General features: G+C 70.7%; 23 protein-coding genes. 8 read left to right on the plus strand and 15 right to left on the minus strand.

The genetic code is table 11. The features are described from left to right. The first annotated feature begins 16 nt into the window (after positions 1 to 16). Positions 17 to 970: a sugar-binding transcriptional regulator gene (locus ABFX81_RS33260; protein WP_346139107.1), complete on the plus strand. Its 954-nt coding sequence runs from the start codon at positions 17 to 19 to the stop codon at positions 968 to 970. An 86-nt stretch (positions 971 to 1,056) separates the two neighbouring features. Here ABFX81_RS33260 and ABFX81_RS33265 read toward each other — a convergent pair whose 3' ends face one another. From ABFX81_RS33265 to ABFX81_RS33330, 14 genes are all read right to left on the minus strand, one after another. Further along, a complete protein-coding gene (locus ABFX81_RS33265; protein WP_086850775.1) occupies positions 1,057 to 1,830 on the minus strand; it encodes an SDR family oxidoreductase in 774 nt (257 codons plus the stop codon). Between the two features lie 115 nt (positions 1,831 to 1,945). Then, the gene (locus ABFX81_RS33270) at positions 1,946 to 3,454 is read right to left on the minus strand and encodes an FGGY family carbohydrate kinase (RefSeq protein ID WP_086850773.1); all 1,509 of its coding nucleotides are present in this window, start codon (positions 3,452 to 3,454) and stop codon (positions 1,946 to 1,948) included. Continuing rightward, on the minus strand, positions 3,451 to 4,446 hold the full coding sequence (locus ABFX81_RS33275; RefSeq protein ID WP_086850771.1) for a transketolase C-terminal domain-containing protein: 996 nt from the start codon (positions 4,444 to 4,446) through the stop codon (positions 3,451 to 3,453). Before ABFX81_RS33275 ends, ABFX81_RS33270 begins: the two co-directional genes overlap by 4 nt. Continuing rightward, positions 4,443 to 5,336, minus strand: a complete 894-nt coding sequence (locus ABFX81_RS33280) for a transketolase (RefSeq protein WP_346139109.1) — start codon at positions 5,334 to 5,336, stop codon at positions 4,443 to 4,445. Before ABFX81_RS33280 ends, ABFX81_RS33275 begins: the two co-directional genes overlap by 4 nt. Positions 5,337 to 5,519: 183 nt before the next feature. Continuing rightward, a complete protein-coding gene (locus ABFX81_RS33285; RefSeq protein WP_086849663.1) occupies positions 5,520 to 7,025 on the minus strand; it encodes an ATP-binding cassette domain-containing protein in 1,506 nt (501 codons plus the stop codon). Between the two features lie 20 nt (positions 7,026 to 7,045). Continuing rightward, positions 7,046 to 8,011 carry a substrate-binding domain-containing protein gene (locus ABFX81_RS33290; RefSeq protein ID WP_086849661.1) on the minus strand — a complete coding sequence of 322 codons (966 nt, stop codon included), beginning with the start codon at positions 8,009 to 8,011 and terminating at the stop codon, positions 7,046 to 7,048. 83 nt (positions 8,012 to 8,094) lie between these two features. After that, positions 8,095 to 9,108, minus strand: coding sequence for an ABC transporter permease subunit (locus ABFX81_RS33295; RefSeq protein WP_086849659.1), 1,014 nt, complete (start codon positions 9,106 to 9,108; stop codon positions 8,095 to 8,097). Positions 9,109 to 9,201: 93 nt separating this feature from the next. After that, entirely contained in the window at positions 9,202 to 10,011 is an 810-nt protein-coding gene (locus tag ABFX81_RS33300; RefSeq protein WP_086849671.1) for an SDR family oxidoreductase, read from the minus strand. Further along, complete coding sequence (locus ABFX81_RS33305) at positions 9,998 to 10,987, minus strand: transketolase C-terminal domain-containing protein (RefSeq protein WP_086849658.1); 990 nt, start codon at positions 10,985 to 10,987, stop codon at positions 9,998 to 10,000. Before ABFX81_RS33305 ends, ABFX81_RS33300 begins: the two co-directional genes overlap by 14 nt. Continuing rightward, positions 10,984 to 11,865, minus strand: a complete 882-nt coding sequence (locus tag ABFX81_RS33310; protein WP_086849656.1) for a 1-deoxy-D-xylulose-5-phosphate synthase N-terminal domain-containing protein — start codon at positions 11,863 to 11,865, stop codon at positions 10,984 to 10,986. Before ABFX81_RS33310 ends, ABFX81_RS33305 begins: the two co-directional genes overlap by 4 nt. 644 nt (positions 11,866 to 12,509) lie before the next feature. After that, a complete protein-coding gene (locus ABFX81_RS33315) occupies positions 12,510 to 13,439 on the minus strand; it encodes a glycine betaine ABC transporter substrate-binding protein (RefSeq protein WP_086849653.1) in 930 nt (309 codons plus the stop codon). Positions 13,440 to 13,448: 9 nt separating this feature from the next. After that, positions 13,449 to 14,111: an ABC transporter permease subunit gene (locus tag ABFX81_RS33320; RefSeq protein WP_086849651.1), complete on the minus strand. Its 663-nt coding sequence runs from the start codon at positions 14,109 to 14,111 to the stop codon at positions 13,449 to 13,451. A gap of 1 nt (position 14,112) precedes the next feature. After that, a complete protein-coding gene (locus ABFX81_RS33325; protein ID WP_086849649.1) occupies positions 14,113 to 14,754 on the minus strand; it encodes an ABC transporter permease subunit in 642 nt (213 codons plus the stop codon). After that, a complete protein-coding gene (locus ABFX81_RS33330) occupies positions 14,751 to 15,785 on the minus strand; it encodes an ATP-binding cassette domain-containing protein (RefSeq protein WP_086849647.1) in 1,035 nt (344 codons plus the stop codon). Before ABFX81_RS33330 ends, ABFX81_RS33325 begins: the two co-directional genes overlap by 4 nt. Before the next feature lie 142 nt (positions 15,786 to 15,927). Here ABFX81_RS33330 and ABFX81_RS33335 point away from each other — a divergent pair, with 142 nt between their 5' ends. Beyond that, positions 15,928 to 17,490, plus strand: coding sequence for an aromatic amino acid lyase (locus ABFX81_RS33335; RefSeq protein WP_086849644.1), 1,563 nt, complete (start codon positions 15,928 to 15,930; stop codon positions 17,488 to 17,490). 26 nt (positions 17,491 to 17,516) lie between these two features. On the opposite strand, the gene ABFX81_RS33340 is transcribed toward ABFX81_RS33335, so the two are convergent. After that, a complete protein-coding gene (locus ABFX81_RS33340) occupies positions 17,517 to 18,125 on the minus strand; it encodes a GPP34 family phosphoprotein (RefSeq protein WP_086849641.1) in 609 nt (202 codons plus the stop codon). Positions 18,126 to 18,287: 162 nt separating this feature from the next. On the opposite strand from ABFX81_RS33340, the gene ABFX81_RS33345 reads away from it, so the two are divergent. From ABFX81_RS33345 to ABFX81_RS33370, 6 genes are all read left to right on the plus strand, one after another. Next, positions 18,288 to 18,902, plus strand: coding sequence for a dihydrofolate reductase family protein (locus ABFX81_RS33345; protein WP_086849639.1), 615 nt, complete (start codon positions 18,288 to 18,290; stop codon positions 18,900 to 18,902). A gap of 102 nt (positions 18,903 to 19,004) precedes the next feature. Further along, positions 19,005 to 20,378: an amidohydrolase family protein gene (locus ABFX81_RS33350; protein WP_086849637.1), complete on the plus strand. Its 1,374-nt coding sequence runs from the start codon at positions 19,005 to 19,007 to the stop codon at positions 20,376 to 20,378. Beyond that, positions 20,368 to 21,408 (plus strand): substrate-binding domain-containing protein, encoded by a 1,041-nt coding sequence (locus tag ABFX81_RS33355; RefSeq protein ID WP_086849635.1) that lies wholly within the window; start codon positions 20,368 to 20,370, stop codon positions 21,406 to 21,408. Before ABFX81_RS33350 ends, ABFX81_RS33355 begins: the two co-directional genes overlap by 11 nt. 83 nt (positions 21,409 to 21,491) lie before the next feature. Beyond that, a complete protein-coding gene (locus ABFX81_RS33360) occupies positions 21,492 to 22,241 on the plus strand; it encodes a glutamine amidotransferase (protein WP_086849633.1) in 750 nt (249 codons plus the stop codon). Continuing rightward, positions 22,241 to 22,990 carry a purine-nucleoside phosphorylase gene (gene deoD / locus ABFX81_RS33365; RefSeq protein ID WP_086849630.1) on the plus strand — a complete coding sequence of 250 codons (750 nt, stop codon included), beginning with the start codon at positions 22,241 to 22,243 and terminating at the stop codon, positions 22,988 to 22,990. The genes ABFX81_RS33360 and deoD overlap by 1 nt, the downstream gene beginning before the upstream one ends. A gap of 111 nt (positions 22,991 to 23,101) precedes the next feature. Further along, complete coding sequence (locus ABFX81_RS33370; RefSeq protein WP_086849628.1) at positions 23,102 to 24,199, plus strand: BMP family ABC transporter substrate-binding protein; 1,098 nt, start codon at positions 23,102 to 23,104, stop codon at positions 24,197 to 24,199. Positions 24,200 to 24,208: the final 9 nt, after the last annotated feature.

A 24,208-nucleotide genomic window follows, 5' to 3' on the forward strand; every position in this document is an offset into this window, starting at 1 on the left:
ACAGGAGAGGTGTCCCGTGGCGATCGTCGGCGAGGAACTGCGGATGATGACGCACGTGGCCCGGCTGTATCACCTTCAGGGCATACGACAGCCGGAGATCGCGGCACGGCTGGATCTGTCGCAGGCGAAGGTGTCGCGGCTGCTGAAGAAGGCGCAGGACCGGGGCATCGTGCGGATCACCGTGACACCGCCGTCCGGCACCCACCCCGACCTGGAGGACGGCCTCCAGGAGCGGTACGGGCTGAAGCTCGCCCTGGTCGTCGAAACCGCTCCGGACAACGAGCGCACGATGCTCGGCGATCTCGGCGCGGCTGCCGCCTACTACCTCCAGACGACGTTGCGCTCGAGCGACACCGTGGGCATTTCGTCGTGGAGCGCCAGTCTGCTCGCCACGGTGCAGGCGATGCAGCCGGTCCCCGGACTGAAGAACGTGCGCATCGTGCAGGCGGTGGGCGGCATCGGCGATCCCGCCGCGGCGGGCCACGCCTCGCGCATGACCGGTCAGCTGGCGCAGTTGGTGAACGGTGAGGCCGTCTATCTTCAGGCGCCCGGTGTGGCCGGGTCGGCGGAGAGCGCGCAGGCGCTGCGCGCGGACCCGTTCGTGTCGGCGGCCCTGGGCGAGCTCGGCGACCTGGACGTGGCGCTGGTGGGCATCGGCGAGATCACACCGTCCAGCACGCTCGCCCGCAGCGGCAACGCCTTCTCCGACGAGGAGCGCGCCGGGCTGGAGAAGCTGGGCGCGGTGGGTGACGTGTGCCTGCGGTTCTACGACGCCGAGGGCCGGCCGGTCGAGTCGGAGCTGGACTCCCGGGTCGTCGGCATCAGCCGTGAGCAGCTTGCCGCCGCCCGCCGGAAGATAGGAGTGGCGGGCGGCAGTCGTAAGCACAAGGCGATCCGGTCGGCCGTGGCGGGCGGCCTGGTGGATGTGCTGGTGACCGATCAGGAGACGGCCGCGGCCTTGATGGCCTGATCCCCGGGCACGGCTTCGGCCGGATCGGGGTCGTCCCGCGTATTGCCGACAGCGGTCCCGGGAGCGCTACGGGGACCGGGCACCGCTCACCAGCAGACGTACCCGCCGTCGACGATCAGGTCGGAGCCGGTGACGAAGGACGCGGCGTCGGAGGCGAGGAAGACCGCGGGGCCCACCATCTCCTCGACCTCGGCGATACGGCCCAGCGGGGTGTCGGCGGCGTACGCCTTCAGACGCTCGGCCACCTCGGGCCGCTTGTTCATCGGCGTGAGGGTGTAGCCCGGGCTGATCGAGTTGACCCGGATGCCGCGGTCGGCCCACTCCGTGGCCAGGCTCCTGGTGAGGTGCATGACGCCGGCCTTGGAGGCGTTGTAGTGGGCCTGAAGCAGTCCGCGGTTGGCGATGGTCCCGGACATGGAGGCGATGTTGATGATCGAGCCGCCGCCGTGGGCGAGCATCACGCGGGCCTCGGCCTGGGCGCTGAGGAACACGCCCGTGAGGTTGATGTCGACGACACGGCGGAAGTCCTCGGCGGGCATGTCCTCGGCGGCGGTGGCGCCGGCCACGCCCGCGCAGTTGACCGCGGTACGGATCGGGCCGATCGACGCGGCGGCGGTGCGGACGGCCTCGGCCAGGGACTCGGGGGAGGTGACGTCTCCGCCGACCCCCACCGCCCGGCCGTGCGCCGCGACGATCTGGTCGGCGGTGGCCTGGGCGGCGTCGGCGTCGCGGTCGAAGCAGGCGACGTCGGCGCCGCAGGCGGCGAAGCCCAGGGCGATGGCCCGGCCGATGCCGCTGCCCGCGCCGGTGATGAACGCGGGCTTGTCTTCGAGGGAGAACGCCTCGGGGGTGAAGGTCATGGTGCGGCTCTTTCGACAGTGGTGGAGCGGCGGAGGAGTGCCTGGGGGCGTTGGCCCGCGATGCGCGGGCGGCGGGGAAGCGACTCGTGGGCGGGCCTACCGGTCCCGGTCGGTGTCAGGTCCGCTTTCCGCGAGCGCAGGCGACCGCGTCGTGCCAGCCGGCCATACGGCGGTTGCGCCAGGCGTCGTCCTCGTGCGAAGCGAAGCGGGTGCCCTGCGGTGTGAGGCCGGGCAGGTCGGCGTCGTCCCAGACGCCGAGCGCGGTGCCGGCCAGGTAGGCGACGCCCAGGGCGGACACCTCCGGTCGGCCGGCCCGGAGCACGGGCCGCCCTATCAGCTCGGCTTGGAGCGCCATGAGGCGGTCGTTGCCCGTCGGACCGCCGTCCGCGCGCAGCTCGGCGACCGGGCCACCGAGGACGGTGTCGAAACGGGAGAGCGTGTCGGCCACCTGGAAGGCCATCGACTCGACCGCGGCACGCGCCACTTCGGCGGGGCCGGTGTCGAAGTCCATGCCGACCAGGAGGGCGCGGGCGCCGCGGTCCCAGTACGGGGCGCCCAGTCCGGAGAACGCCGGGACCAGGTACACCTCGGAGGCCTCCCGCGCGTCGACCGCCAGGGCGGCGATGCCGGCGGAGTCGGTGCCGAGCAGCTGGGCGGCCCAGCGGATCGCCGTGCCCGCGGAGGCTATGTTCGCCTCGAGGGCGTGCGCGGCACCGCCGTCCCGGGTACGCCGCCACGCCAGGGTGGCGGCGATGCCCCCGGCGGGCCGGTGGCCCTCGGGGTTGAGGACCATGAGCGAGGCGCCGGTGCCGTACGTGGCCTTCACCACGCCCGGCCGGCCGTGGCTCTGCGCGAAGAGCGCGGCGTGCGAGTCCCCGAGCACCGCCGCGATGGGCAGCCCGTCCGCGAGGCCCGGTACGTTCCGGGTGTGGCCCAGCTCCTCGCCCGTACCGTCCGAGGCCGCGATGCGGGGGAGTGCCGTACGGGGGATGCGGAACAGGTCGAGCAGGTCGGGATCCCATGCGGCGTCGTCCACGCGCACGAGCTGTGTACGGGATGCGCAGCCGGTCTCGGTGGCATCGGTGGCGCCGCCGGTGAGCCGGTGCAGCAGCCAGGCGTCGACCGTGCCGACGCGCAGCCGGCCGGCGGTGGCCGCCTCGCGGCTCGGGTCGAGCCGGTCCAGCAGCCACTCGGCCTTGGTCGCGGAGAACATCGGGTCGACCGGCAGACCGGTGCGGCCGCTGATGAGTTCACCCTCGGGCGAGGCGGTCAGCTTGGCGCACCGCTCGGCGGTCCGCCGGTCCTGCCAGCTGACGAGCGGCGACAGCGCGGCCCCGGTGTCCGGGTCCCAGACCAGGACTGCCTCACGCTGGACACTCAGCCCGAGGCCGACGACGCGCGTGCCCGCGGTGGCGGCCCGGGCGGCCAGTTCCTCGGCCACGCCGGTGACGCTGCGCCACAGGACGGCCGGGTCCTGCTCGACCCAGCCGGGCTCCGGGTACTGCTGGGTCAGCGGCCGGTGCGCGGTGGCGACGACCCGTCCGTCCTCTTCGACGAGCAGTCCCTTCGTGCCGCTGGTGCCCTGGTCGAGGGCGAGGACGGCGCCTCTGCTGACGGCACTCATGCCGCCGCTCCCTGCCCGGCGCCTGTCAGCCCGCGCGCGGCACGGGCGATGGCCTCGGCGTCGATGCCGAAGTACTCGGCCAGGAAGGCCGGACTGCCGGTCGGGGTGAACTCGTCGCGCACGCCGAGCAGCTTCATCGGCACGGGCTCGCGGGCGGCGAGGAACTCCGCGACGGCGCTGCCGAGCCCGCCGTGGACGTTGGCCTCCTCGACGGTGATGATGCGGCCGGTCTCGGCGGCTGCCGCGAGCAGCGCCTCCTCGTCCAGCGGCTTGACGGTGGAGAAGTTGAGGACGCGCGCGTCGACCCCCTCGGCGGCCAGCTTCGCGGAGGCGGACAACACTGCGGAGACCGTCGTGCCCACACCGATCAGCGTAATGTCACGGCCGTCGCGCAGACATGCGGCGCGTCCGGCCTGGAAGGGAACGTGGGGGGCCAGGTCCGGCACCTTGGTGCGGCCGATGCGCAGGTAGACGGGGCCGTCGTACCGGTGGGCCCAGAGCAGCGCCTCACGCGTCTCGGCCGGGTCGGCCGGTGCCAGGACGACCATCTCGGGCAGGGTGCGCAGCCAGGCGAAGTCCTCGACACCGTGGTGGGTCGGGCCGAGCTGACCGTAGGCGAAGCCGGGGCTCATGGCGCACAGCTTGACGTTGGTGCGCGAGTAGGCGACGTCCGCCTTGATCTGTTCCAGGGCGCGGCCGGTGAGGAAGGGAGCCGCGGCGCAGACGAACGGGACGCGGCCGCCGTTCGCGAGGCCGGCGCCCGCGCCGACCATCAGCTGCTCGGCGATGCCGACGTTGACCAGCCGGTTCGGGAAACGCTGCTGGAACTCCTTGAGGCTGGAGGAGCCGACGGAGTCGTTGCACACGGCCACGGTGCGCGGGTCCGTCTCCGCGAGCTCGATCAGCGTCTCGGCGAACGTCTTGCGGCAGTCGTGCAGCTCGGCGGCTGCGGCGGTGGTGGTGGCGGTGCTCGCGGCGGCGGTGGTGCTCATCGGGCGGTCAGCTCCTCGAGGGCGGCGGCGGTCTGTTCGGCGGTGGGCACCTTGTGGTGCCACTCGACGCGGTCCTCGATGAAGGACACGCCCTTGCCCTTGATCGTGTCGGCGATCAGGCACAGGGGGCGGTCGTCGAGGGAGCGCTCTTCGCTCAGGGCCTGGTAGAGAGCCCCGTAGTCGTGGCCGTCGACGGCGCGGACGTCGAAGCCGAAGGAGGCCCACTTGGCGTCGAGCGGGTCCAGGCCCGAGGTCTCCTCCGTGGCGGCGCCCTGCTGGAAGCGGTTGCGGTCGACGATCACGGTCAGCCGGCCGAGACGCTGCTGGGACGCGCTCATCGCGGCTTCCCAGTTGCTTCCTTCCTGGAGTTCGCCGTCACCGGTGAGTACGTAGGTGCGGCGGCTGGAGCCGTCCAGCTTGGCGGCGACCGCCATCCCCACGGCCACCGGGAATCCGTGCCCCAGCGGACCGGTGTTGGTCTCCACCCCGGGCACCTTCCGGCGGTTGGGGTGGCCGTTGAGCGGCGACAGCGGCTCCAGGAACGTCGTCAGCTCGGCCTCGGGGAAGAAGCCGGCGTGCGCCAGGGCCGAGTACAGGATGCCCGCGGCGTGGCCCTTGCTGAGCACGAACCGGTCCCGCTCGGCCCACTCCGGCTCCTCGGGTCGGACGTCGAGCACCGCGAAGTACAGCACGGTGACGATGTCGGCGGCGGAGAAGTCACCGCCGATGTGGCCCTGACCGGCCCGGCTGATCATCTCCAGGTCGCTGCGGCGGATCGAGTAGGCCAGCTCCCTCAGGCGCGCGGCGCGCTCTGCCGGGGGCGCCGCGCGCAGCTCGCGCCGGATGCCGGCGAGCCGCGCCGTGGCGCTGGGGACTGGTGCGAGAACCATGTGTGCATATCCATTCAGGTCTGCGTTGCGATTCACTCGAAGTGAAGCCCGCGAAACCGGATGAGTCAAGGGGGCGGCCTCAACGGCCCGAGCAAGAGACGGAAGGAGCCCTGCCGGCACACCGAGGGCGCGGAGAGACCGCTGCCCGGGCCGTCGGCCCGGGCAGCGGGACAGGCCAGTGGCTCATGCCGTAGCGAGGTGCATGACCGCGGAGTTCGTCGCCTCCTCCGCCGGCAGAATGCCCTGTTGCCGCCCTCGGCTGAGGACCAGTACGCGGTGGGACAGTCCCAGGACCTCGTCGAGGTCGGAGCTGACGACCACGACCGCCATGCCCGATCGGGCCAGGTCCGCGATCACCTCGTAGATGGCCGCCCGGGCACCGACGTCGATGCCACGGGTGGGCTCGTCCAGGATGATGACCTTGGGCTTGCGCTCCAGCCACTTGGCGATGACGACCTTCTGCTGGTTGCCCCCGGACAGCGTCCGCACCGGCTGCGCGGCCCGTCCCTTGACCGTCATCGTCTTGATCGCGTCGGTGGCGACCTCGGTGACGCGCTGCGGGGTCAGCCAGCCCTGCCGGGCGACCCGGCCGAGGCTGGGCAGCACCACGTTGTCGCCGATCGAGAGGTCGAGCACGGCGCCCTGGCCCTTGCGGTCCTCGGGTACGAGCGCCACCCCGGCCTCGATGGCGTCCCGGGGCCCGCGCAGCCGCAGCACCCGGCCGTCGACGGACACCTTTCCGCCGGTCACCGGGTCGACTCCCGCGATCGCCCGCACGACCTCGGTGCGTCCGGCGCCGACGATCCCGGCGATGCCGAACACCTCGCCGGCGCGCACGCTGAAGGAGACATCCCTGAAGGAGGGGTTGGACAGGCCCTCCACGCGCAGCACCTCACGCTCCGCCGGTTCTCCCGTGTCCGGGAAGATCCGTTCGACGCTGCGTCCCACCATCTCCTCGACCAGCTGTGACACGGGCACCTGCGCGGTCGCATGCGTGGCGACCCGCTGCCCGTCCCGCATCACCACGATGCGGTCGCAGATACGGGCGATCTCCTCCAGGCGGTGGCTGACGTAGACGAAGGACACGCCTTCCTTCCGCAGCGCGTCGATCCGCTCGAAGAGGTGATCGGTCTCGTCACCGCCGAGAGCGGCTGTCGGCTCGTCGAGGATCAGCAGCCCGGCGTTCAGTGTCAGGGCTTTGGCGATCTCGACCTGTTGCTGCGCGGCCACACGGAGCGTGCCGACCAGCCGGGTGGGGGAGATGTCCAGCCCGAGACGGTGCAGTTGTTCCTCGGCGCGGCGGTTCATCTCCGTACGGTCGATGCGTCCGCCGCGGGTGAGGAGCCGGCCCAGGAAGACGTTCTCCGCGATCGACAGGTCCGGCAGCAGGCGCGTCTCCTGATGGATGAGCCCGATGCCGTGAGTGATGGCGTCCCCTGGCGACTTCGGCTCGTAAGGCCGTCCCCGCCAGGTCATCCGACCGGTGTCGGAAGGGAACGTGCCGGCGATGATGTTGCCGATGGTGGACTTCCCGGCGCCGTTCTCGCCGAGCAGCGCCACTACCTCGCCGGGGCGCACGTCGAAGTCGATCCGGTCCAGGGCCTGTGTCGCGCCGAAGCGCTTGGACACGCCCCGCACGACCAGGCCCTCGTGTGTCTGGTCCCTCGTGACTTGGCTGACGTTCGTCATGATGACGTCGCTTCCCGGGCTCAGGGGTGGGTCTTGATGTACTCGTCGGCCTTCGCCTTGTCGTCCTTGGTCAGGAGGAAGGCGGGCTGCAACTGCGTCGCCGGGACGTCCTTGCCGTCGAGGACGTCCAGCGCGGTGCTCACCGACATCCGCCCCATCTTCTGGGTCTGCTGGACCATGGTGGCGTCGATGGTGCCGTTGCGGACGGCCTTCAGACCCGCGACGTCGCCGTCGAAGCCGACGATCAGACGCTTCTTGCCGTCGGCGCTCTTCACCGCCTGCGCGGCACCGAGGGCCATCGCGTCGGCCTGACCCCACATGATGTCGATGCTCGGGCGGGCCTGGAGCATGTCCTGGGCCACGGAGTACGCCTTGTCCTGCGCCCAGTCGGCGGTCTGCTGTGAGACCACCTTGATCCCGGGCGCCTCGGCGAGCGCCTGGCCGAAGCCCTTCTGCCGGTCGACCTGTGGGGTGGTGCCGATCTGGCCTTGGAGGATGGCCAGTTGGCCCTTGCCGCCCTTCTGCTTGATCACCCACTCGCCGAGCGTCTTGGCGGCCGCGACGCTGTCGGTGGCGATGAACGACCTGCCCGGGGCGTCCCCGGGGTTGCGGTCGACCGTGATGACGGGGATCTTCGCGCGTTCCGCCGCCTTCACCGGCACACCGGCGGCCGTGGCGCCGGCCGGGATGTAGATGATGGCGCTGACCTGACGGCTGATGAAGTCCTGGATCTGGTTGACCTGGGTCGCCGCGTCACCGCGGGCGTCCGCCACCACGACCTTGATGCCCTTCTTCTTCGCTTCGGCTTCGACGGACTGCTTGATCTGGTTGAAGAAGTCGGCCTGGAGATTGGCGACGGCGAGACCGATCGTCACCGGCTTGCCGTCGGCGGTGGCCGTGCCGGCGCTTTCTCTGTTGCATGCGGTGACACTGACGGCGAGGGCGGCGACGATTCCGGTGGCGATCCAGCGGTAGTGCGACTTCATGGCGATGGTGCTCCTTCGGGAAGCGGACCCGGCGACTCGGGGAGAGCGGCGGCTCCAAGTGGGGTGGGGACGGGCTGAGACGGTCAGCGCGTCTCGCGTCGGCGCAGGACGTCGACCATGACGGCCAGGGCGATCACCACGCCGATGACGATCTGCTGGACGAACGGGGAGACTCCGAGGAGGTTGAGCCCGTTGTGCAGGACGCCGATGATCAGGACGCCGAAAAGGGTTCCGGTGACGGAGCCGACGCCGCCGCTCAGGCTCGCGCCGCCGATCACCACGGCAGCGATCGCGTCGAGTTCGTAGCCCGTTCCGGCGCTCGGCTGCGAGGAGTCCAGACGCATCGAGAGGAAGACACCGGCCAGGCCGACCAGGACGCCGGTCACGGTGTAGACGAGCACCGTCCTCTTCCGCACGCTGATGCCGGCGAGCCGGGCGACCTCCGAGCTGCCGCCGATGGCGTACAGCTCACGCCCGCCGGTCCGGTAGCGCATGTAGGCCCACCCCGCCACGTACAGCACGACAAGCACGAAGGTGACGAGGGTGAAGACGCCGAGGTACCGCACGGTGGAGAGGTCGCCGAACCACTCCGGGTACCCGACGATCTGCTGTCCGTCGGTGATGACGTTGGCCAGGCCACGGGCGATCGACATCATCGCCAGGGTGGCGATGAAGGGCGGGAGTTTCGTGAAAGTGACGCCCAGCCCGTTGGCCAGGCCGCACGCTCCCGCGACGCCGATCGCCACGAGCGCGCTCAGCCACAGCGGCCAGCCCAGGTCGTGGGAGGTCCACCCGAGCACCATGGTCGCCAGCGCCAGCACGGCGCCGACCGAGAGGTCGATGCCGCCGGTGATGATCACGGCCGTCATGCCGAGGGCGAGAAGTCCCAGGATCACCGCCTGGTCGACGATGTTCAGCAGGTTGTTCTGGGTCAGGAAATACGGCGTCGCTATGTAGAAGACGACGCACATGACGATCAGACCCACTGCCGGACCGCGGGATCCTGTGAGCAGTCCGGTCACCCACGACGGCGCCTTCAGCCGTCGTTCGGCCGGCGGTGCGTCCAGGGGCTTCGCCGCGTTGCTGGTCGTACTCATGAAGGTCTCCGGATAGTGAAAAGTGCATCCAGGTCGGGAGGGGTGGCATGGACCGGTTTCGGTCACCGGCGCTGTCGTCACGGGCGTGACGTGCTAGTTCATGAACATCCCCCCGTCGACGTTGACCGTCTGGCCCGTGATGTACGCCGCTTCCTCCGAGGCGAGAAAGAGCACGAGGTTGGCCACGTCGTCGTCGGTGCCGGCCCGTCCCAGCGGGATGTTCGCGACCCACTCGGCCATGAGCTCGCCCGGTTCGTAGTCGCCGAGCAGCCGGCCCCAGGCGCGGTCGTTGTAGTCCCACATGTCGCTGCCGACGATGCCCGGGCAATAGGCGTTCACGGTGATCCGGTCCTTGGCGAGTTCCTTCGCCAGGCTCTGCGTGAGACCCACGACACCGAACTTGCTGGCCGCGTAGTGCGGCGTGTAGACGAAGCCCTGACGTGCCTGGCCCGAGGCGGCGTTGAGGATGCGCCCGCCGCGTCCGTGCCGCCGCATGCTCGCGGCGGCGGCCTGGGAGCAGAGGAACGTACCGGTGGTGTTGACGGCGAGGACCTTCTGCCAGTCGGCGAGGCTCAGGTCCTCCAGCGGGCTGATGGTGATGACGCCGGCGTTGTTGACCAGGACGTCCACACCGCCCCGAGTGCGGTCGGCGAGGTCGAAGGCGCGGGTCACGTCGTCCGCCGAGGTCACATCCGCACGGACGCCGAGCGCGCTGCCGTCGGGGTGCTGGGCGGCGACCTGCGCGGCCGTCTCCTCGACGGCCGCGGACAGGTCGAGCATCAGGACGTCGGCTCCTTCGCCCGCGAACCGGGCGGCTATCCCGCGCCCGATGCCCTGTGCCGCCCCGGTGACGACGACGCTCTTGCCCGCGAACCGGCGTGAACCCCTTTCATCCGTGCTCATGCGCACCCCCGTGGCGGTCGTCGGCCACGAGATCCCGCACGGCGGAGACGATGCCGTCGGCCGTGAGCCCGAAGTACTCCAGCAGGAAGGCGGCACTCCCGGTCGGGGCGAATTCGCGCTTTACGCCGAGAATCCGCATGGGCACGGGATGCTTCTGCGCCACGATGCCCGCCACCGCCGCGCCGAGGCCGCCCGTGGTGGTCGCCTCCTCGACGGTGACGATGCCTCGCGTCTCCCGAGCGGCCCGCAGGACGGCTTCCACATCCAGCGGCTCGACGAAGGTCATGTTCAGCACCCGTACGCCGACACCCTCGGCGCGCAGCGTCTCGGCGGCGGCCAGGGCGCGGGAGACCATGGTTCCGACGGCCATGACGGTGACGTCGCCGCCGCTGGTGAGCTGGATGCTGCGGCCGGGTTCGAACGGTGCGTCCCGCGGTGTGACCGACGGGACCTTGAACCGCGGGATCCGCAGGTAGGTGGGGCCGTCGTGCGCGGCGGCCCAGCGTACGGCGGCGCGGGTCTGCTCCGGGTCCGCGGGGACGGCGACGGCCAGGTCGGCGATCGCTCGCATCCAGGACAGGTCCTCGATCGAATGGTGGGTGGGACCCAGCTCCCCGTAGGCCAGACCAGGGCTCTGGCCGCAGAGCACCACCGGAAGCCCGTTATAGGCGGCGTCGGTCTTGATCTGCTCCGTGGCGCGGCCGGTCAGGAAGGGACCCGCCGCGCTGACGAACGGGACGAACCCGCCGATCGCGAGCCCGGCGCCGACGCCGACGAGATCCTGCTCGGCGATGCCGACGTTGATGAGGCGGTCGGGGAAGAGCTCCCTGAACCGGACGAGGTTGCTCGACCCGACGGAGTCGTTGCAGACGGCGACGATCCGCTCGTCCTGGGTGGCCAGCGCGATCAGTTCGTCCGCGAACGCCTGGCGGCAGTCGTAGGTCTGCGCGGTCTCGGGTACGACATCGGCAGTCATCGGCTGAGCTCCTCCAAGGCGGCTTGAACCTGCGCGGCGTTGGGCACCTTGTGGTGCCACTCCACGCGGTCCTCGATGAACGACACGCCCTTCCCCTTGACGGTGTCGGCCACGACGGCGACCGGCCTGCCGGTGGTGGAAGGGCGCAGTGCGGACAGCAGTTGTCCGTGGTCGTGTCCGTCGGCCCCCCGGACCTCCCAGCCGAAGCTCGCCCACTTGTCCGCGAGCGGCTCGAGCCGCTTGGTCTCCTCGGTACGGGCACCCTGCTGGAGACGGTTCCGGTCGACGACCGCCGTGAGCGAGGCGAGGTCGTAGTGCGCGGCGGTCATCGCCGCCTCCCAGTTGCTCCCCTCCTGGAGTTCGCCGTCGCCCAGGACCACGAAGGTGCGGTACGAGCGGCCGGCCACCTTGGCCGCGAGAGCACAGCCGACCGCGACGGGGAAGCCGTGTCCGAGGGGCCCGGTGTTCGTCTCGACGCCCGGCACCTTCCGGCGGTTCGGGTGGCCGTTGAGCGGGGACAGCGGCGCCATGAACGTGGACAACTCGGACAGCGGGAAGAAGCCGCTGTGGGCGAGCGTCGCGTACAGGGCGGCCGCGCAGTGCCCCTTGCTGAGGATGAAGCGGTCACGATCGGGATCGCGCGGCTTCTCGGGATCCACGGCCAGCACCCCGCCGAACAGGGTGACGAGGATGTCCGTCACCGACAGATCGCCGCCGATGTGACCGAGCTGGGCGCCGTCGATCATCCGCACGACGCTGCGCCGCACATCGGTGGACAGCTGCCCCAACTCGCGGAGCCGGCCGGCCAGATCTTCATCGGCGACACGCCGACGCCGGTCCCGGAACCGCGCGGTCCCGGCTGGGTCTGTGGTGAGCATCTGGATCGTCCTTGATCGCTGGATCTTGGGGCCCGACGGGACTCGCGGCGTCGGCCGGAGGTGCTCGGCGAACGGGGCGAGGTGAGGGTGCGGGGTGGGGCTGAGGCCGGCCGCCAGAGCGGGCTGAATAGCTATTCAGAGGTGAATCGCGAACGCCCTCATGCTGGGCGCGTTTCGGCCACGTGTCAATAGGGTGAATCGATGCCTTTGAAGGCCGCCGAAGGGCGAGATCGACCGGCAGGGCGGAACGCGTGGCTGTCGTGTCATGGCGCCGGGGGCGGCGAGGGCCCGTCCGGCCTCACCGGCGCGGTTTTGAGCGCGTGACCGAAGTGGCAGGAAAGCGCGACGGGGGCGCACACCGTCGCCGACCGGGGCCGCCATCGGCTGTCGGCCGACTTCTGCCGTGGGTCATGCCCTTGTCGCCGGAAGGGGCGCAGTTCTGCGCCGCCGGCGCCGGGGTACCGGCCGGGGTCATGGCGGCCTCACCGGCTGGGCGAGGGTGACGCAGGCCGACGCCGTTACGTTCCAGGGGCCGGATGAAGTCCTCGACGACCTCGTGGTCGGAGGTGAGCCGCCGGCATCCCCTGGAGCTGCCGATTCAGTGTCTCGGTGTGTCTCCAGGGGTCAGTCGGATTCCGACGTCCTCAAGCCAGCCCGTGCTGCTTCGCGTACGTGTTCGCCACGTCCTCCGGGTCCTTCTTGTCCTTGTCCACCTGGCGGTTGAGCTCGGTCAGCTGGGCCGTGGTGAGGACGTTGCCGAGGCGGGCCAGGGCCTTGCGGACCGTGGAGTCGGCCTTGCGGTCGGCGATGAGCGGGACGACGTGCTGGCCGGGGATGAGGTTCTCAGGGTCGGTCAGCACCACCCAGTCGTTGGCCTGGATGTCGGTGTCCGTGGTGAAGAGGTTCGCCACGTCCACGTCGCCCTTCTTCAGGGCGCCCTTGACCAGGGGACCGGAGGAGTCGAGGGACTTGAACTCCTTGAACTCCACCCCGTAGACGTCCTTGAGGCCGACCACACCCACCTGGCGCTTCTTCACCTCCGGCGCCGCGCCGATGACCAGCCTGCCGTTCTGCTTCTTCAGGTCGGCCAGGGAGGTCAGGCCGTATTTCTTCGCCGTCTCCCGGGTGACCACGAAGGCGTCAGAGTCCTCGGCCATGCCGTACGGCAGTACCTGGAGGCCGGCGGGGAGCGCGACGGCGAGGGCGTTCTGCATCTCGCCCTCCTCGGTCTCCGTCGCCTTCGGGTCGAGGTAGTGCAGGAGGGCGCCCTGGTACTCGGGCAGGAGGTCGATGTCGCCGCCCTTGATCGCGGGGATGAGGATCTCGCGGGTGCCGAGGTTGGGGCGGACGCTCGTCTTCACGCCGGCTGCCGTGAGCACAGCCGCGTACAGGTACCCCAGCACCTGGTTCTCGGTGAAGTTGGCGGTGCCGATGGTGACTCCGCCCTTGCTGGAGCCGCCGCCGGAGGTCGTGCCCCCCTGGTTGTCGAGGGAGGTGATGCCGCTCGCGCAGGCGGAGAGGGCGGGGACGGAGGCCGCTGCGAAGAGGCCGCCGAGGAGAGTGCGTCGGTTCATCGAGGGTCCCTAGGCAGTGCGGTGTCGGAAGAGGAAGCGCTGGAGGCTGCTCAGCAGCAGATCGAGTACGACGGCCACGACGGCGACCAGCACCGCGCCGCCGAGCACCTGCACGAGGTCGCGCTGGGCCAGGCCGTCGAAGACGTAACGGCCGAGGCCGCCGAAGGAGACGTACGCGGCGATAGTGGCCGTGGCGACGACCTGGATGAGCGCCAGGCGCAGGCCCGTCATGATCAGGGGGAGGGCGAGCGGCAACTCGACCTGGAACAGGACCTGGTGGCCGCGCATGCCCTGCCCGCGCGCCGCGTCCTTCACGTCAGGGTCAACGGCGGTCATCCCGGCGTAGGTGTTGGTGACGATCGCCGGGACCGCCAGGGCGACCAGGGCGACGTAGACGGGGAGCATGGACAGTCCGCCGGCCAGGAAGACCAGGACGACGAGGCCGACGGTGGGGAGCGCGCGGCCGAACGACGCCAGGTTGATGGCGAGGAACGCGCCCTTGCCGGTGTGGCCGATCAGCAGGCCCAGCGGGAGGCCGATGGCGGCCGCGATGAGCGTGGCGAGGAGGGAGTACTGGAGGTGCTCGGCGAGGCGGTGGGTGATGCCGTCCGAGCCGGACCACTGGGCGCCGCTGGTCAGCCAGCCGCCGAGGTTCTTGAAGAGTTCGTACATGTCAGGCTCGCCGCCTCCGCCACGGGGTCAGGACGTACTGGACGGCGACCAGGGCCGCGTCCGCGACCACGGCCAGGAGGATCGTGAGGACCACTCCCGCGATCACCGGCGTCGGGAAGTTGCGCTGGAAGCCGTCGGTGAAGAGCTGGCCGAGGCCGCCGTCGCCGATGTAGGTCGCGACCGAGACGAGGGAGATCGACATGACCGTAGCGATGCGGACGCCCGCCATGATCACGGGAAGCGCCAGCGGGAACTCGACCGTCAGGAGCGTGCGCAGGGGGCGCGTGCCCATCGCCTTCGCCGCCTCCTTCGTCTTCGTGGGGACCGAGTCGAGGCCCTCCACGGTGTTCCGGAGCAGCACGACCAGCGTGTAGACGGTCAGGCCGATCACGGTGGTGGTGCGGGTGAGGCCGCTGACCGGCAGCAGGAGCACGAAGATCGCGATCGACGGGATCGTGAACAGGACGTTCGAGATGCCGAGCAGGAAGCCGCGCAGGGGGCGGATCCGGTGGGCGACCACTGCCAGGGGGAGTGAGATCAGGACGCCGAAGAGGACGGCGGACAGGGCGGCCTGGAGGTGGGAGACCGTGAGGGTGGTGAGGTCGTCGGTATGGTCGCCGATCCACGACCAGTCGATCGTCATGCGGCCACCCGTGCTTCCGTGTGGGCCTGCCCCGCGTGCTGGTGGATGTCGTCACGGGACGAGACGCCGGTGAGGACGCCGTCGGTGTCGACGCGGGCGATCAGGCCGGTGGGGGAGGCGACGGACTCGTTGAGGGCCGACAGCAGGGAGTCGTCGTCCCTGAGCGGTCGTACGGGGAGTTCGGCATCGCCCGAGGCCCAGTGCAGGGGCTTGTTCGCCGCGTCGAGCACGAGGGCCCAGGGGCCGCCCTCGGGGGCCGGGCCCTGCGGGACGGCCGCCAGGGTCTTCAGCGAGAGCAGCTTCAGGCCGCGCTCGGCGCCGAGGAAGTCGGCCACGAAGTCGTCGGCGGGGCGGGCCAGGAGCTCGGTGGGTGAGGCGCACTGGACCAGGTGGCCACCGGTACGGAAGATCGCGATCCGGTCGCCCAGTCGTACGGCCTCGTCGATGTCGTGGGTGACGAAGACGATGGTCTTGCTCAACTCCTGCTGGAGCCGCAGCAGTTCGTCCTGGAGCTGGGCGCGCACGACCGGGTCGACCGCACCGAACGGCTCGTCCATGAGGAGCACCGGCGGGTCGGCGGCGAGCGCACGGGCCACGCCGACGCGCTGCTGCTGGCCGCCGGAGAGCTGGTGCGGGTAGCGCTTGCCGGCCTCGGCCGACAGGCCCACGGTCTCCAGCAGCTCGGCCGCGCGGGCCCGGGCCTTCCTGCGGCCGTGGCCCAGGAGCAGCGGCACGGTGGCGATGTTGTCGAGCACGGTGCGGTGCGGGAAGAGGCCGGCCTGCTGGATGACGTATCCGATGGAGCGGCGCAGTTCGGCGGCGTCCTGCCGGGTGACGTCCTTGCCGCCGACGCGGATGGTGCCGGAGGTCGGCTCGACCATCCGGTTGATCATGCGCAGGGTGGTCGTCTTGCCGCAACCGGAAGATCCGACGAGGACGGTCACGCCGCCTTCCGTCATGTCGAGGGTGAGGTCGTGCACTGCTGTCGTGCCGTTGGGGAAGCGCTTGTGGACCGCGTCGAACTGGATCATGAGATGTCCCTTGCCCGGGCTGTATAACGTCATGCAGAGTTCTCGGTACGTGAATAGCTTGTCAACGCTTTGGCGTTAATCCGACGTAACGGCTGACCGCCAGGCAAGATCGAATGTCCATCTTGAGGGGAGTTTGGGCGTGATGTCGTCTCAGATCGTGGACGCGGCTGGTGCTGTGTCTTCCGGGCATACCGGCCCAGTGGTCCTCGACGGGATCGGACTCCGGGTCGAGGACGTCGTACGCCTCGCCGACGGGACGGCGCGTCCGGAACCCGGGACCGACGCGATGAAGCGGGTGGCGGAGTCCTGGGACGCCGCCCGGCAGATCGCCGCGACCGGACGCGTCTACGGCCGCTCCACCGGTGTCGGCGCCAACCGGAACGAGGACGTGCCCACCGAGGCGGCCGCCGAGCACGGCCTCCGGCTACTGCGCAGCCACGCCGGCGCCATCGGGGAGGAGCTGCCCGCCCGTGAGGTCCGCGCGATGCTCGCCGTCCGCGCCAACCAGCTGCTGGCCGGGGGCGCGGGGCTGCGGCCGACCGTGGTCACCGCGCTGTGCGAGGCGCTGGAGAGCGGGGCGTATCCGGTCGTCAACGAGTTCGGATCGGTGGGCACCGGGGACATCGCGGCGCTGGCCCAGGCGGGACTGGCGTTGGCGGGAGAGTATCCGTGGCGGGAAGCGGGCTTCTCGGGCGCGGGCGGCGCTTCCCGGGAGCCGCGAGGTGGGGTTGGCGCCCCCGAACCCCAGCACCTCGACAACAACGACGCCCTCGCCTTCATCAGCAGCAACGCCCTCACACTCGGTCAGGCCGCCCTCGCCCTGCACGAACTGCGGGGGCTGCTGGAGGCCACGCAGGTCGTCGGCGCGCTGTCGGTGCTGGCGGTCGACGGGGCGCACGAGGCGTACGCCGCGCCCGTGCACGCCGCCCGGCCGCACCGCGGCTCCGTCGAAGTCGCCCGGCGAATGCGGGAGTTGCTCGGTGCCGCCGACCGGCCCAACCCGCCGCTCGGGCGGCTCCAGGACCCGTACGGCTTCCGCTGTCTCCCCCAGGTGCACGGTCCCGCCCATGACGCGGCCGACGCCCTGGAAGAGGTCGTCGCGATCGAGATCAACGCGGCCGCCGAGAACCCGCTGATCGCCCCCGAGGACATGGCGGCCTACCATCACGGCGGCTTCTACCAGGCCCAACTAGCCCTCGCCCTGGACCACTTCAGGCTGTCCCTCACCCAGGTGGCCCGGCTGTCGACGTCACGGCTCTCCACCCTCAACGAACCCGTCTTCACCCGTCTGCGCCCCTTCCTCGCTGACCACCAACCCGCCTCCTCCGGCGTCATGATCCTGGAGTACGCCGCCGGCGCCGCCCTCGGCGATCTGCGGGCCTTCTCGGCACCCGCGTCGCTCGGCCACGCCGTACTCTCCCGAGGCGTCGAGGAACAGGCCAGCTTCGCCTCGCTCGCCGCACGTCAGACGCTGCGCGCGTGCGGTGCGTACCGTCTGGTCGTCGGCTGCGAACTCGTCGCCGCCGTACGGGCGTTGCGCCAGCGCGAGATCTCGCCCGATCCGGACCTTCCCGTGGGCCGCGCGCTGGAGCTCGCTCTGTCGGTACTCGACGAGGACCAGGCCGACCGGCCGCTCACGGATGACGTGACGGCGGCGGCCGCGCTGCTGGACCGTTTCACGGACATCTGGCGGAGGAGCGAGTGAGAGCGTGACCGCCGAGCGTGCGGCTCCTAATCGCCCCGCCAGATGTTGTCGAAGGCCGCCTCGTCGATGGCTCGCCGCTGCCGTTCGGCCTCCAGACCCCTCACCGCGTCCTGGACGGCGGCGAGCACTGTCGCCACGGCCTCGTCGGCCACGCTCGGTGACTCTTCGGTCAGCTCGTCGCCGATCCCGGCGGCTGCCGCGAGGGCGGCGAGGACGGGCTCATCCGCCGCGTAGCGGTTCGCCGCGTGGCGGCGTTCGGGCGAATCCACCAGCACCGTGTGAGTGGGCTGGAAGATCATCCAGCGGTGGTGGCGTCGCCGGCTGAGCTGCCCTTCTGCTTCAAGGGCGGCCAGATAGGCCTCGGACAGGTCGCGGCCCCTGCGCCACAGCCAGGCGTCGACCGAGTCGTACGGCGCCTGCCGCGCGAGCGACGACGCGGCCTCGTCCAGCATCCGATCAGCCACAGCGCGCCGGTCACTCGGCACGATGTGATCACCGGCCAGTGTGACGGCCCGGGCATCCAGGAGGTCGATCAGCTCGGCTCCCGCGAGCGCGAGTGACAGGTTGCCTCGTTCGAGCGCGCGACTGTCCGCCAGGTCCATGGTGGTGATCAAAAGGTCCCGTGGCGTGGTCATGAGCGGCTCCCCCTCACCTCACGAAGCTGGAGGCGAGCGACGCGGTGCGCCGGATGTACCTCGGCCCGCCGGCAGCACTCCCGTACGAGCCTACGGAGCGAGCACGACGGCCGCACCCCAGGCGTGCGATGAGTCTGGTCGGCGGATCGGGTCTGCCCTCGTATGACTCGCATCATCGCTGACATCTCGGTCTCTCTCGACGGCTTCGTCACCGGGCCCGACCCCGGCCCGGACAACGGTCTGGGCACCGGCGGTGAGGCCCTCCACACCTGGGCGTTCTCCGACGACCCCGACGACCGCCGGTACCTGCGCGAGGGGACAGCCCGTTCGGGCGCCGTAGTCCTCGGCCGCCACCTCTTCGACGTGGTCGACGGGCCGAACGGCTGGGACGAGAAGACCGGTTACGGCGCCGGCGAGGTCGGCAAGCCCGCGTTCGTCGTCGTGACGAGCTCGCCGCCGGAGTCGGTGCGGCTCACCGACCTGGACTGGACGTTCGTCACCACCGGTCTGTCCGACGCCGTCACCGCCGCGCGCGAGCGCGCCGAGGCGGCGTCGTCGCGCAGCGGCAAGGACCTCGACGTCGTCCTCATGGGCGGCGGCGCCACGATCGGCTCCGCGTTCGGCGCCGGGCTGGTCGACGCATTGACGCTGCACCTCGCCCCCGTCGTGCTGGGATCAGGGACGCCACTGTTCACCGGCGGAGCGCCACGCACGCTCGTGCAGCGGAGCGTGACCTCGACATCGACCGCGACGCATCTGACCTACGACGTCCTCTGACGACGTCGTTCTGGTCTCCTGACCGCTCGGCCGGGCGCTGGTTCGGGAGCGGACCGAACCTCTTGGTTGTGCAAAACGTTTTGGATACCTAGCTTGTGCGCCATGAGCGACAGAACGCCTCCAGCGACCGGCCGCCTCCTGGTGAGCGGCTGCGATGTGCTGCGGGTCCCGCCGGAGGGCGAGTGCGAGATTCTGCGGGCGCGGGACATCGTCGTGACGAACGGCGTCATCGAGGCGGTACGGCCGACCGGAACCACCGCCGCCATCGGTCCGGGCCATGCGGCGGACGTGATCGACGGGCGCGGACTGCTGGCCGTTCCCGGCCTGGTCAACGCGCACACGCACAGCCCCATGGTGCTGATGCGCGGCGCGGCCGAGGACGTGTCCGTCGAGAGCTGGTTCAACGACCGTGTCTGGCCGATGGAGTCCAACCTCACCCCCGAAGACGTACGGGCCGGGGCCAGGCTCGCCTGCGCGGAGATGATCCGCTCCGGTGTCACCACCTTCGCCGACCACTACTTCTTCCCCGAGCAGATCGCCGAGGCGGTCGCCGAGACCGGCCTGCGGGCCGACATCGCGCCCACGTACTTCAGCAGCCGGGGCGAGGCGGCCCTGGAGGACACGGTGACGTTCGCGGAGGCCTGGCACGGCCGTGCCGACGGCCGGGTCACCGTCTCGCTCGGGCCGCACGCCCCGTACACGGTCGACGACGGCGACCTGAAGACCCTCGGCGGGCACGCCCGGCGGCTCGGACTGCGCATGCACATCCACGCCGCCGAGCACCTGGAGCAGACCCGGTCCAGCCTGGAGCGACGTGGCATCACCCCGATCCGGGTGCTGCACGAGACCGGGGTGCTGGACGCCGGCGCGCTGATCGCGCACGGCTGCGGGATCGTCCAGGACGACCTGCCGCTGCTGGCCGAGTACGCCGGCACGACCGCCGTGGCCTGCTGCCCCAAGGTGTATCTCAAGCACGCCCTGTCCCCGCTCACCCCGGTCCGCGACCTGCTCGACTCCGGAGTCGCGGTCGCCGTCGGCACGGACGGCGCCGCCGGCCACAACACGCTGGACGTGTGGGAAGCACTGCGGCTGGTCGCCCTCACCCAGAAGCAGGCCGTGCGGGACGCCACGTGGATGACCGTCTCCGACACCCTGCGCCTGGCCATGCGCGGCGGGGCCCGAGCCCTCGGCCGGCAGGACGAGATCGGCGCGCTGGAGCCGGGCATGCGCGCCGACATCGTGCTCACCGACCTGACCGGACTGCACTGCCGTCCGCTGCACGATCCGCGCGCCGCGCTGGTCTACAGCGCCCGCGCCAGTGACGTACGGACGGTCGTCGTCGACGGCCGGGTGCTGATGCGCGACGGCCGGCTGCTCACCGTGGACGAGCCCGCGCTGCTGGCCGAGGCCGACGCCCGGGTGGCCCGGATCCTCGACACCTCCCACGGCAGGGCGGTGCAGCACTATGACCCCTGAGCCGTTCCAGAGGGAGGCGGTCCGGCGCCCGGCGTCCATCAAGGACGTGGCCGCCGCGGCAGGCGTCAGCGCCACCACCGTCTCCCACGTCCTCAGCGGCAACCGGCCGGTCAACGAGCACACCGCCGCCCGGGTCCGCAGCGTCGTCAACCGGCTCGGCTACGTCCCGGCGTCCCTGGCCCGCAGCCTCCAGGCCGGTTCCACCTCGGTGATCGGTCTGCTGATCCCCGACATCAGCAACACCTTCTTCGCCGAACTCGCCAAGGGCGCCGAGGACGCCGCCCACGACCTCGGCTACGGCCTGATCCTCTGCAACACGGAGTTCGACGCCGACCGCGAGGACCGCTACCTGGGCATGATCCGCAGCCGGTTCATCGACGGCATGGTGTACGCCTCGGGGTCCCCGCCGTCCCGGCGGAGACTGGAGGCACTGATGGGCAAGTTCCCCATCGCGCTCGCCGACGAGGAGGTCGAGGGCCTCGAAGGAGCCCTCATCGCCACCGCCGACCACGAGGCGGGCGGGCGGCTGGTGGGGGAGCACCTCCGGACGCTCGGTCACCGCCGGGCCCTGATGCTGACCGGTCCGCGCGCCCTGAGGAGCAGCAACGCCCGTGCGAACGGTTTTGTACGGGCCTTCCGGGGCGAGGTCCTCGAACTCGTCGGCGACTTCAAGGAGAGCTCCGGGTACGGCCTCGTCGCCAAGCTCCTCCAGGAAGGCGGTCTCCCCGAGGACTGCACGGCCGTCTTCGCTGCCAACGACCTGATGGCCTTCGGCGCCCTCCTGGCTCTCAGGGAGGCGGGACTGTCGGTGCCGGAGGACGTCTCGGTGGTCGGCTTCGACGACATCCGGGCGGCCTCGCTGGCCCATCCGCCCCTGACCACCGTCCACCAGCCGGCCTACGACGTGGGCCGCACGGCCACCGCCCAGCTCCTCCAGTACGTCACCCGGGGCGAGGTCCCGCCCGCCTCCCGGCACACCCTCCCCGTCGAACTCAAGGTCCGCGGCAGCACGGCACCCGCCGCCCGCTGACCCTCACCCGACCAAACTGCCCACGCACCGCACGGAGTTGCCGTGCCGCGCGGCACTACCCCCTGCTCGAAAGGCGGTTCGCCATGCCCAGAGTGCTCGTTGTCGGCGAGTCCTGGTTCACCTACACGGTCCACCAGAAAGGCTTCGACGCCTTCCACACCAGCCAGTACACCGAGGGCGGAGGTGCCTTCCTCGACGCGCTCCGCTCACGCGGCCACGACGTGACCTACGTGCCCTCGCACGAGATCCCGACCCGGGTCCCTGCCACCGCCGACGGTTTCGACGCGTACGACGTCGTCGTCATCAGCGATGTGGGCGCCAACAGCTTCCAGCTCCCGCCCGAGACCTTCGACCACTCCGTGCCCGCGCCCGACCGGTCCGAGCTGGTGCGCGGCTTCGTGGAGCGGGGCGGCGGGGTACTGATGATCGGCGGCTATCTGACCTTCAGCGGCATCGACGCCCGGGCGCGCTGGGGGCGGTCCCCGCTCGCCGCCGCCCTGCCGGTGACGATGCTGGACCGCGACGACCGGGTGGAACTCCCGGCCGGGGCAGCCCCCCAAGTGGTGGGCGAGCACGCGGTCGTACGAGGGCTGGAGCGTTCCTGGCCCGCGCTGCTCGGCCTCAACGAGGTCGCCGCGCGGCCGGAGGCGTCACTGCTGGCCGAGTGCGCCGGGCACCCCCTGCTCGTCGTCGGTGGCCACGGAACGGGCAGATCGGCGGCGTTCACCTCCGACGTGGCACCGCACTGGGCACCGCCGCCGTTCCTGGCCTGGGACGGGTACGCCGAACTGTGGGACCGGCTGGTGCGCTGGCTCGCGAGAGCGGAGCTGTGATGGACGGACAGGTGGGCACGTCCGTCACCGGTACTCCCCACATCGCCGCCGCCCCCGGCGATTTCGCGCCCCTCGTCCTGATGCCGGGGGATCCGCGCCGCGCCCGGCGGATCGCCGAGACCTTCTTGGAGGACGCGCGGCAGGTCACCGACGTACGCGGCATCCTCGGCTACACCGGCAGCCATCAGGGCGTGCCGATGTCGGTACTCGCCTCCGGCATGGGCATCCCGTCCGTGACGATCTACGCGACGGAGCTGTTCCGCCACTACGGCGTGCGCAGGATCGTCCGGGTCGGCACAGCCGGCGCGATCCCGGCCTCGGTGTCCGTACGGGACGTGGTGATCGTCTCCGCCGCGCACACCGACTCCAGTCTCAGCCGCGTCCTCGTGGACGGCGTGACCCTCTCCCTGGCCCCCTCCTACAGGCTGCTCCGCGCCGCCGCGGACGCCGCCGAGCGGGAGCTCTCCGGGGGCGAGGCCGTGCACATCGGGCCGGTCTTCAGCAGCGACCACTTCTACCTGGATCGCCCCGCCCTCTTCGACGCCCTGGAACGCCGGGGCACGGTCGCGGTCGAGATGGAGGCGGCGGGACTGTACGCCGTGGCCTGCGCGGAGGGCGGTGAGGCCCTCGCGGTGCTGACCGTGTCCGACCACCTCCGCACCGGTGACGCCCTCACGGCCGAGGAACGCGAGACGGATTTCGACCGGACGCTGCGCATCGCCGCCACCGCGCTGCTCACCGACGACTGAAGTTCCCACACCCGAAATGAAACAGAAACCGGGCAACGTAGCCAAAACGTTTTGCACTTCCTACTGTCAACGCAGCCGCTCATTCGGCGAGAAATGATCAGGAGATCGAAGATGAGATACGGAAGAAGCGCCGCCGTCGTCGTCGTGACAGGGATGCTCGCGCTGACCGCGTGCGGAGGATCGGGCGACGCGGACGATTCCGGAGCGGCCTCGTCCGGCAAGCCGCGGATCAAATTGGTGATCAATGGCGGGCTGGGCGACAAGTCGTTCTTCGACTCCGCCTACGCGGGCCTGCAGCGGACCACGAAGGACCTCGGCTACCAGCTCAAGGTGGTGGAGCTCGGCTCCGACCGCACCAAGTGGGAGCCCGGCTTCGAGGACGCCGCCTCGGCCGACGACTACGACATCCTCGCCGCCGGCACCTTCGACGTCACCGACTACATCGGCAAACTCGCCCCGGAATTCCCCGACAAGAAGTTCTGGGTCTTCGACGCCCCGGTCGACTACAGCGGCAAGAACGGCTCCTGTTCCAACAAGTGCGAGAACGTCTACTCCGTCACCTTCAAGCAGAACGAGGGCGGTTATCTCGCGGGATTCCTGGCCGAGAAGCTGGTGGCCGCGAAAGCCCTCAAGGGCACCGGATCGCTGAAGAAGGTCGGCGTCATGGGAGGCGTGAAGATCCCGCTGATCGAGGACTTCGTCGTCGGCTTCACATCGGGCTTCCGGGCCGCCGGCGGAAAGAAGTCCGACGTGCTCGTCCAGTACGTGGGCGGCGACAAGCCGTTCGGCGACCCGGCCAGGGGCAAGGAGATCAGCACGGCCATGTACGGCCGGGGAGCGGCGCTGGTGTGGCCGGTCGCCGGGCTCTCCGGGCTCGGCACCTTCGAGTCGGCCGTCACCGCCAAGCGGTACGCGTTCGGTGTCGACTCCGACCAGTACCAGACCCTCAGCGACCCGGCGCAGAAGAACACCGTCGTCACCTCCATCCTCAAGAACGTCGGCAACGCCCTGTACCAGGCCGCGCAGGACGACCAGAAGGGCTCCCTGAAGTACGGCGCCGTCTCCAGCGTCGGTCTCGCCGAGGACGCCGTCGGCTACGTGAACGACGACCACTTCAAGGAGTTGGTGCCCGAGACGATCCGCACCGAGGTCCAGGAAGCCGCCGACAAGGTCAAGTCCGGCTCCGTCACGGTGCCCAGCGCCCTCTAACCGAACGGC

This window comes from Streptomyces coeruleofuscus (genome assembly GCF_039532725.1).
GTDB classification, from domain to species: domain Bacteria; phylum Actinomycetota; class Actinomycetes; order Streptomycetales; family Streptomycetaceae; genus Streptomyces; species Streptomyces coeruleofuscus.

Bases quoted from the DNA above. Each gene is read 5' to 3' on its own strand.
- ABFX81_RS33265 (WP_086850775.1), bottom strand. From the start codon at position 1,830: ATGACCTTCACCCCCGAGGCGTTCTCCCTCGAAGACAAGCCCGCGTTC.
- ABFX81_RS33270 (WP_086850773.1), bottom strand. From the start codon at position 3,454: ATGAGTGCCGTCAGCAGAGGCGCCGTCCTCGCCCTCGACCAGGGCACC.
- ABFX81_RS33275 (WP_086850771.1), bottom strand. From the start codon at position 4,446: ATGAGCACCACCGCCGCCGCGAGCACCGCCACCACCACCGCCGCAGCC.
- ABFX81_RS33280 (WP_346139109.1), bottom strand. From the start codon at position 5,336: ATGGTTCTCGCACCAGTCCCCAGCGCCACGGCGCGGCTCGCCGGCATC.
- ABFX81_RS33285 (WP_086849663.1), bottom strand. From the start codon at position 7,025: ATGACGAACGTCAGCCAAGTCACGAGGGACCAGACACACGAGGGCCTG.
- ABFX81_RS33290 (WP_086849661.1), bottom strand. From the start codon at position 8,011: ATGAAGTCGCACTACCGCTGGATCGCCACCGGAATCGTCGCCGCCCTC.
- ABFX81_RS33295 (WP_086849659.1), bottom strand. From the start codon at position 9,108: ATGAGTACGACCAGCAACGCGGCGAAGCCCCTGGACGCACCGCCGGCC.
- ABFX81_RS33300 (WP_086849671.1), bottom strand. From the start codon at position 10,011: ATGAGCACGGATGAAAGGGGTTCACGCCGGTTCGCGGGCAAGAGCGTC.
- ABFX81_RS33305 (WP_086849658.1), bottom strand. From the start codon at position 10,987: ATGACTGCCGATGTCGTACCCGAGACCGCGCAGACCTACGACTGCCGC.
- ABFX81_RS33310 (WP_086849656.1), bottom strand. From the start codon at position 11,865: ATGCTCACCACAGACCCAGCCGGGACCGCGCGGTTCCGGGACCGGCGT.
- ABFX81_RS33315 (WP_086849653.1), bottom strand. From the start codon at position 13,439: ATGAACCGACGCACTCTCCTCGGCGGCCTCTTCGCAGCGGCCTCCGTC.
- ABFX81_RS33320 (WP_086849651.1), bottom strand. From the start codon at position 14,111: ATGTACGAACTCTTCAAGAACCTCGGCGGCTGGCTGACCAGCGGCGCC.
- ABFX81_RS33325 (WP_086849649.1), bottom strand. From the start codon at position 14,754: ATGACGATCGACTGGTCGTGGATCGGCGACCATACCGACGACCTCACC.
- ABFX81_RS33330 (WP_086849647.1), bottom strand. From the start codon at position 15,785: ATGATCCAGTTCGACGCGGTCCACAAGCGCTTCCCCAACGGCACGACA.
- ABFX81_RS33335 (WP_086849644.1), top strand. From the start codon at position 15,928: ATGTCGTCTCAGATCGTGGACGCGGCTGGTGCTGTGTCTTCCGGGCAT.
- ABFX81_RS33340 (WP_086849641.1), bottom strand. From the start codon at position 18,125: ATGACCACGCCACGGGACCTTTTGATCACCACCATGGACCTGGCGGAC.
- ABFX81_RS33345 (WP_086849639.1), top strand. From the start codon at position 18,288: ATGACTCGCATCATCGCTGACATCTCGGTCTCTCTCGACGGCTTCGTC.
- ABFX81_RS33350 (WP_086849637.1), top strand. From the start codon at position 19,005: ATGAGCGACAGAACGCCTCCAGCGACCGGCCGCCTCCTGGTGAGCGGC.
- ABFX81_RS33355 (WP_086849635.1), top strand. From the start codon at position 20,368: ATGACCCCTGAGCCGTTCCAGAGGGAGGCGGTCCGGCGCCCGGCGTCC.
- ABFX81_RS33360 (WP_086849633.1), top strand. From the start codon at position 21,492: ATGCCCAGAGTGCTCGTTGTCGGCGAGTCCTGGTTCACCTACACGGTC.
- deoD (WP_086849630.1), top strand. From the start codon at position 22,241: ATGGACGGACAGGTGGGCACGTCCGTCACCGGTACTCCCCACATCGCC.
- ABFX81_RS33370 (WP_086849628.1), top strand. From the start codon at position 23,102: ATGAGATACGGAAGAAGCGCCGCCGTCGTCGTCGTGACAGGGATGCTC.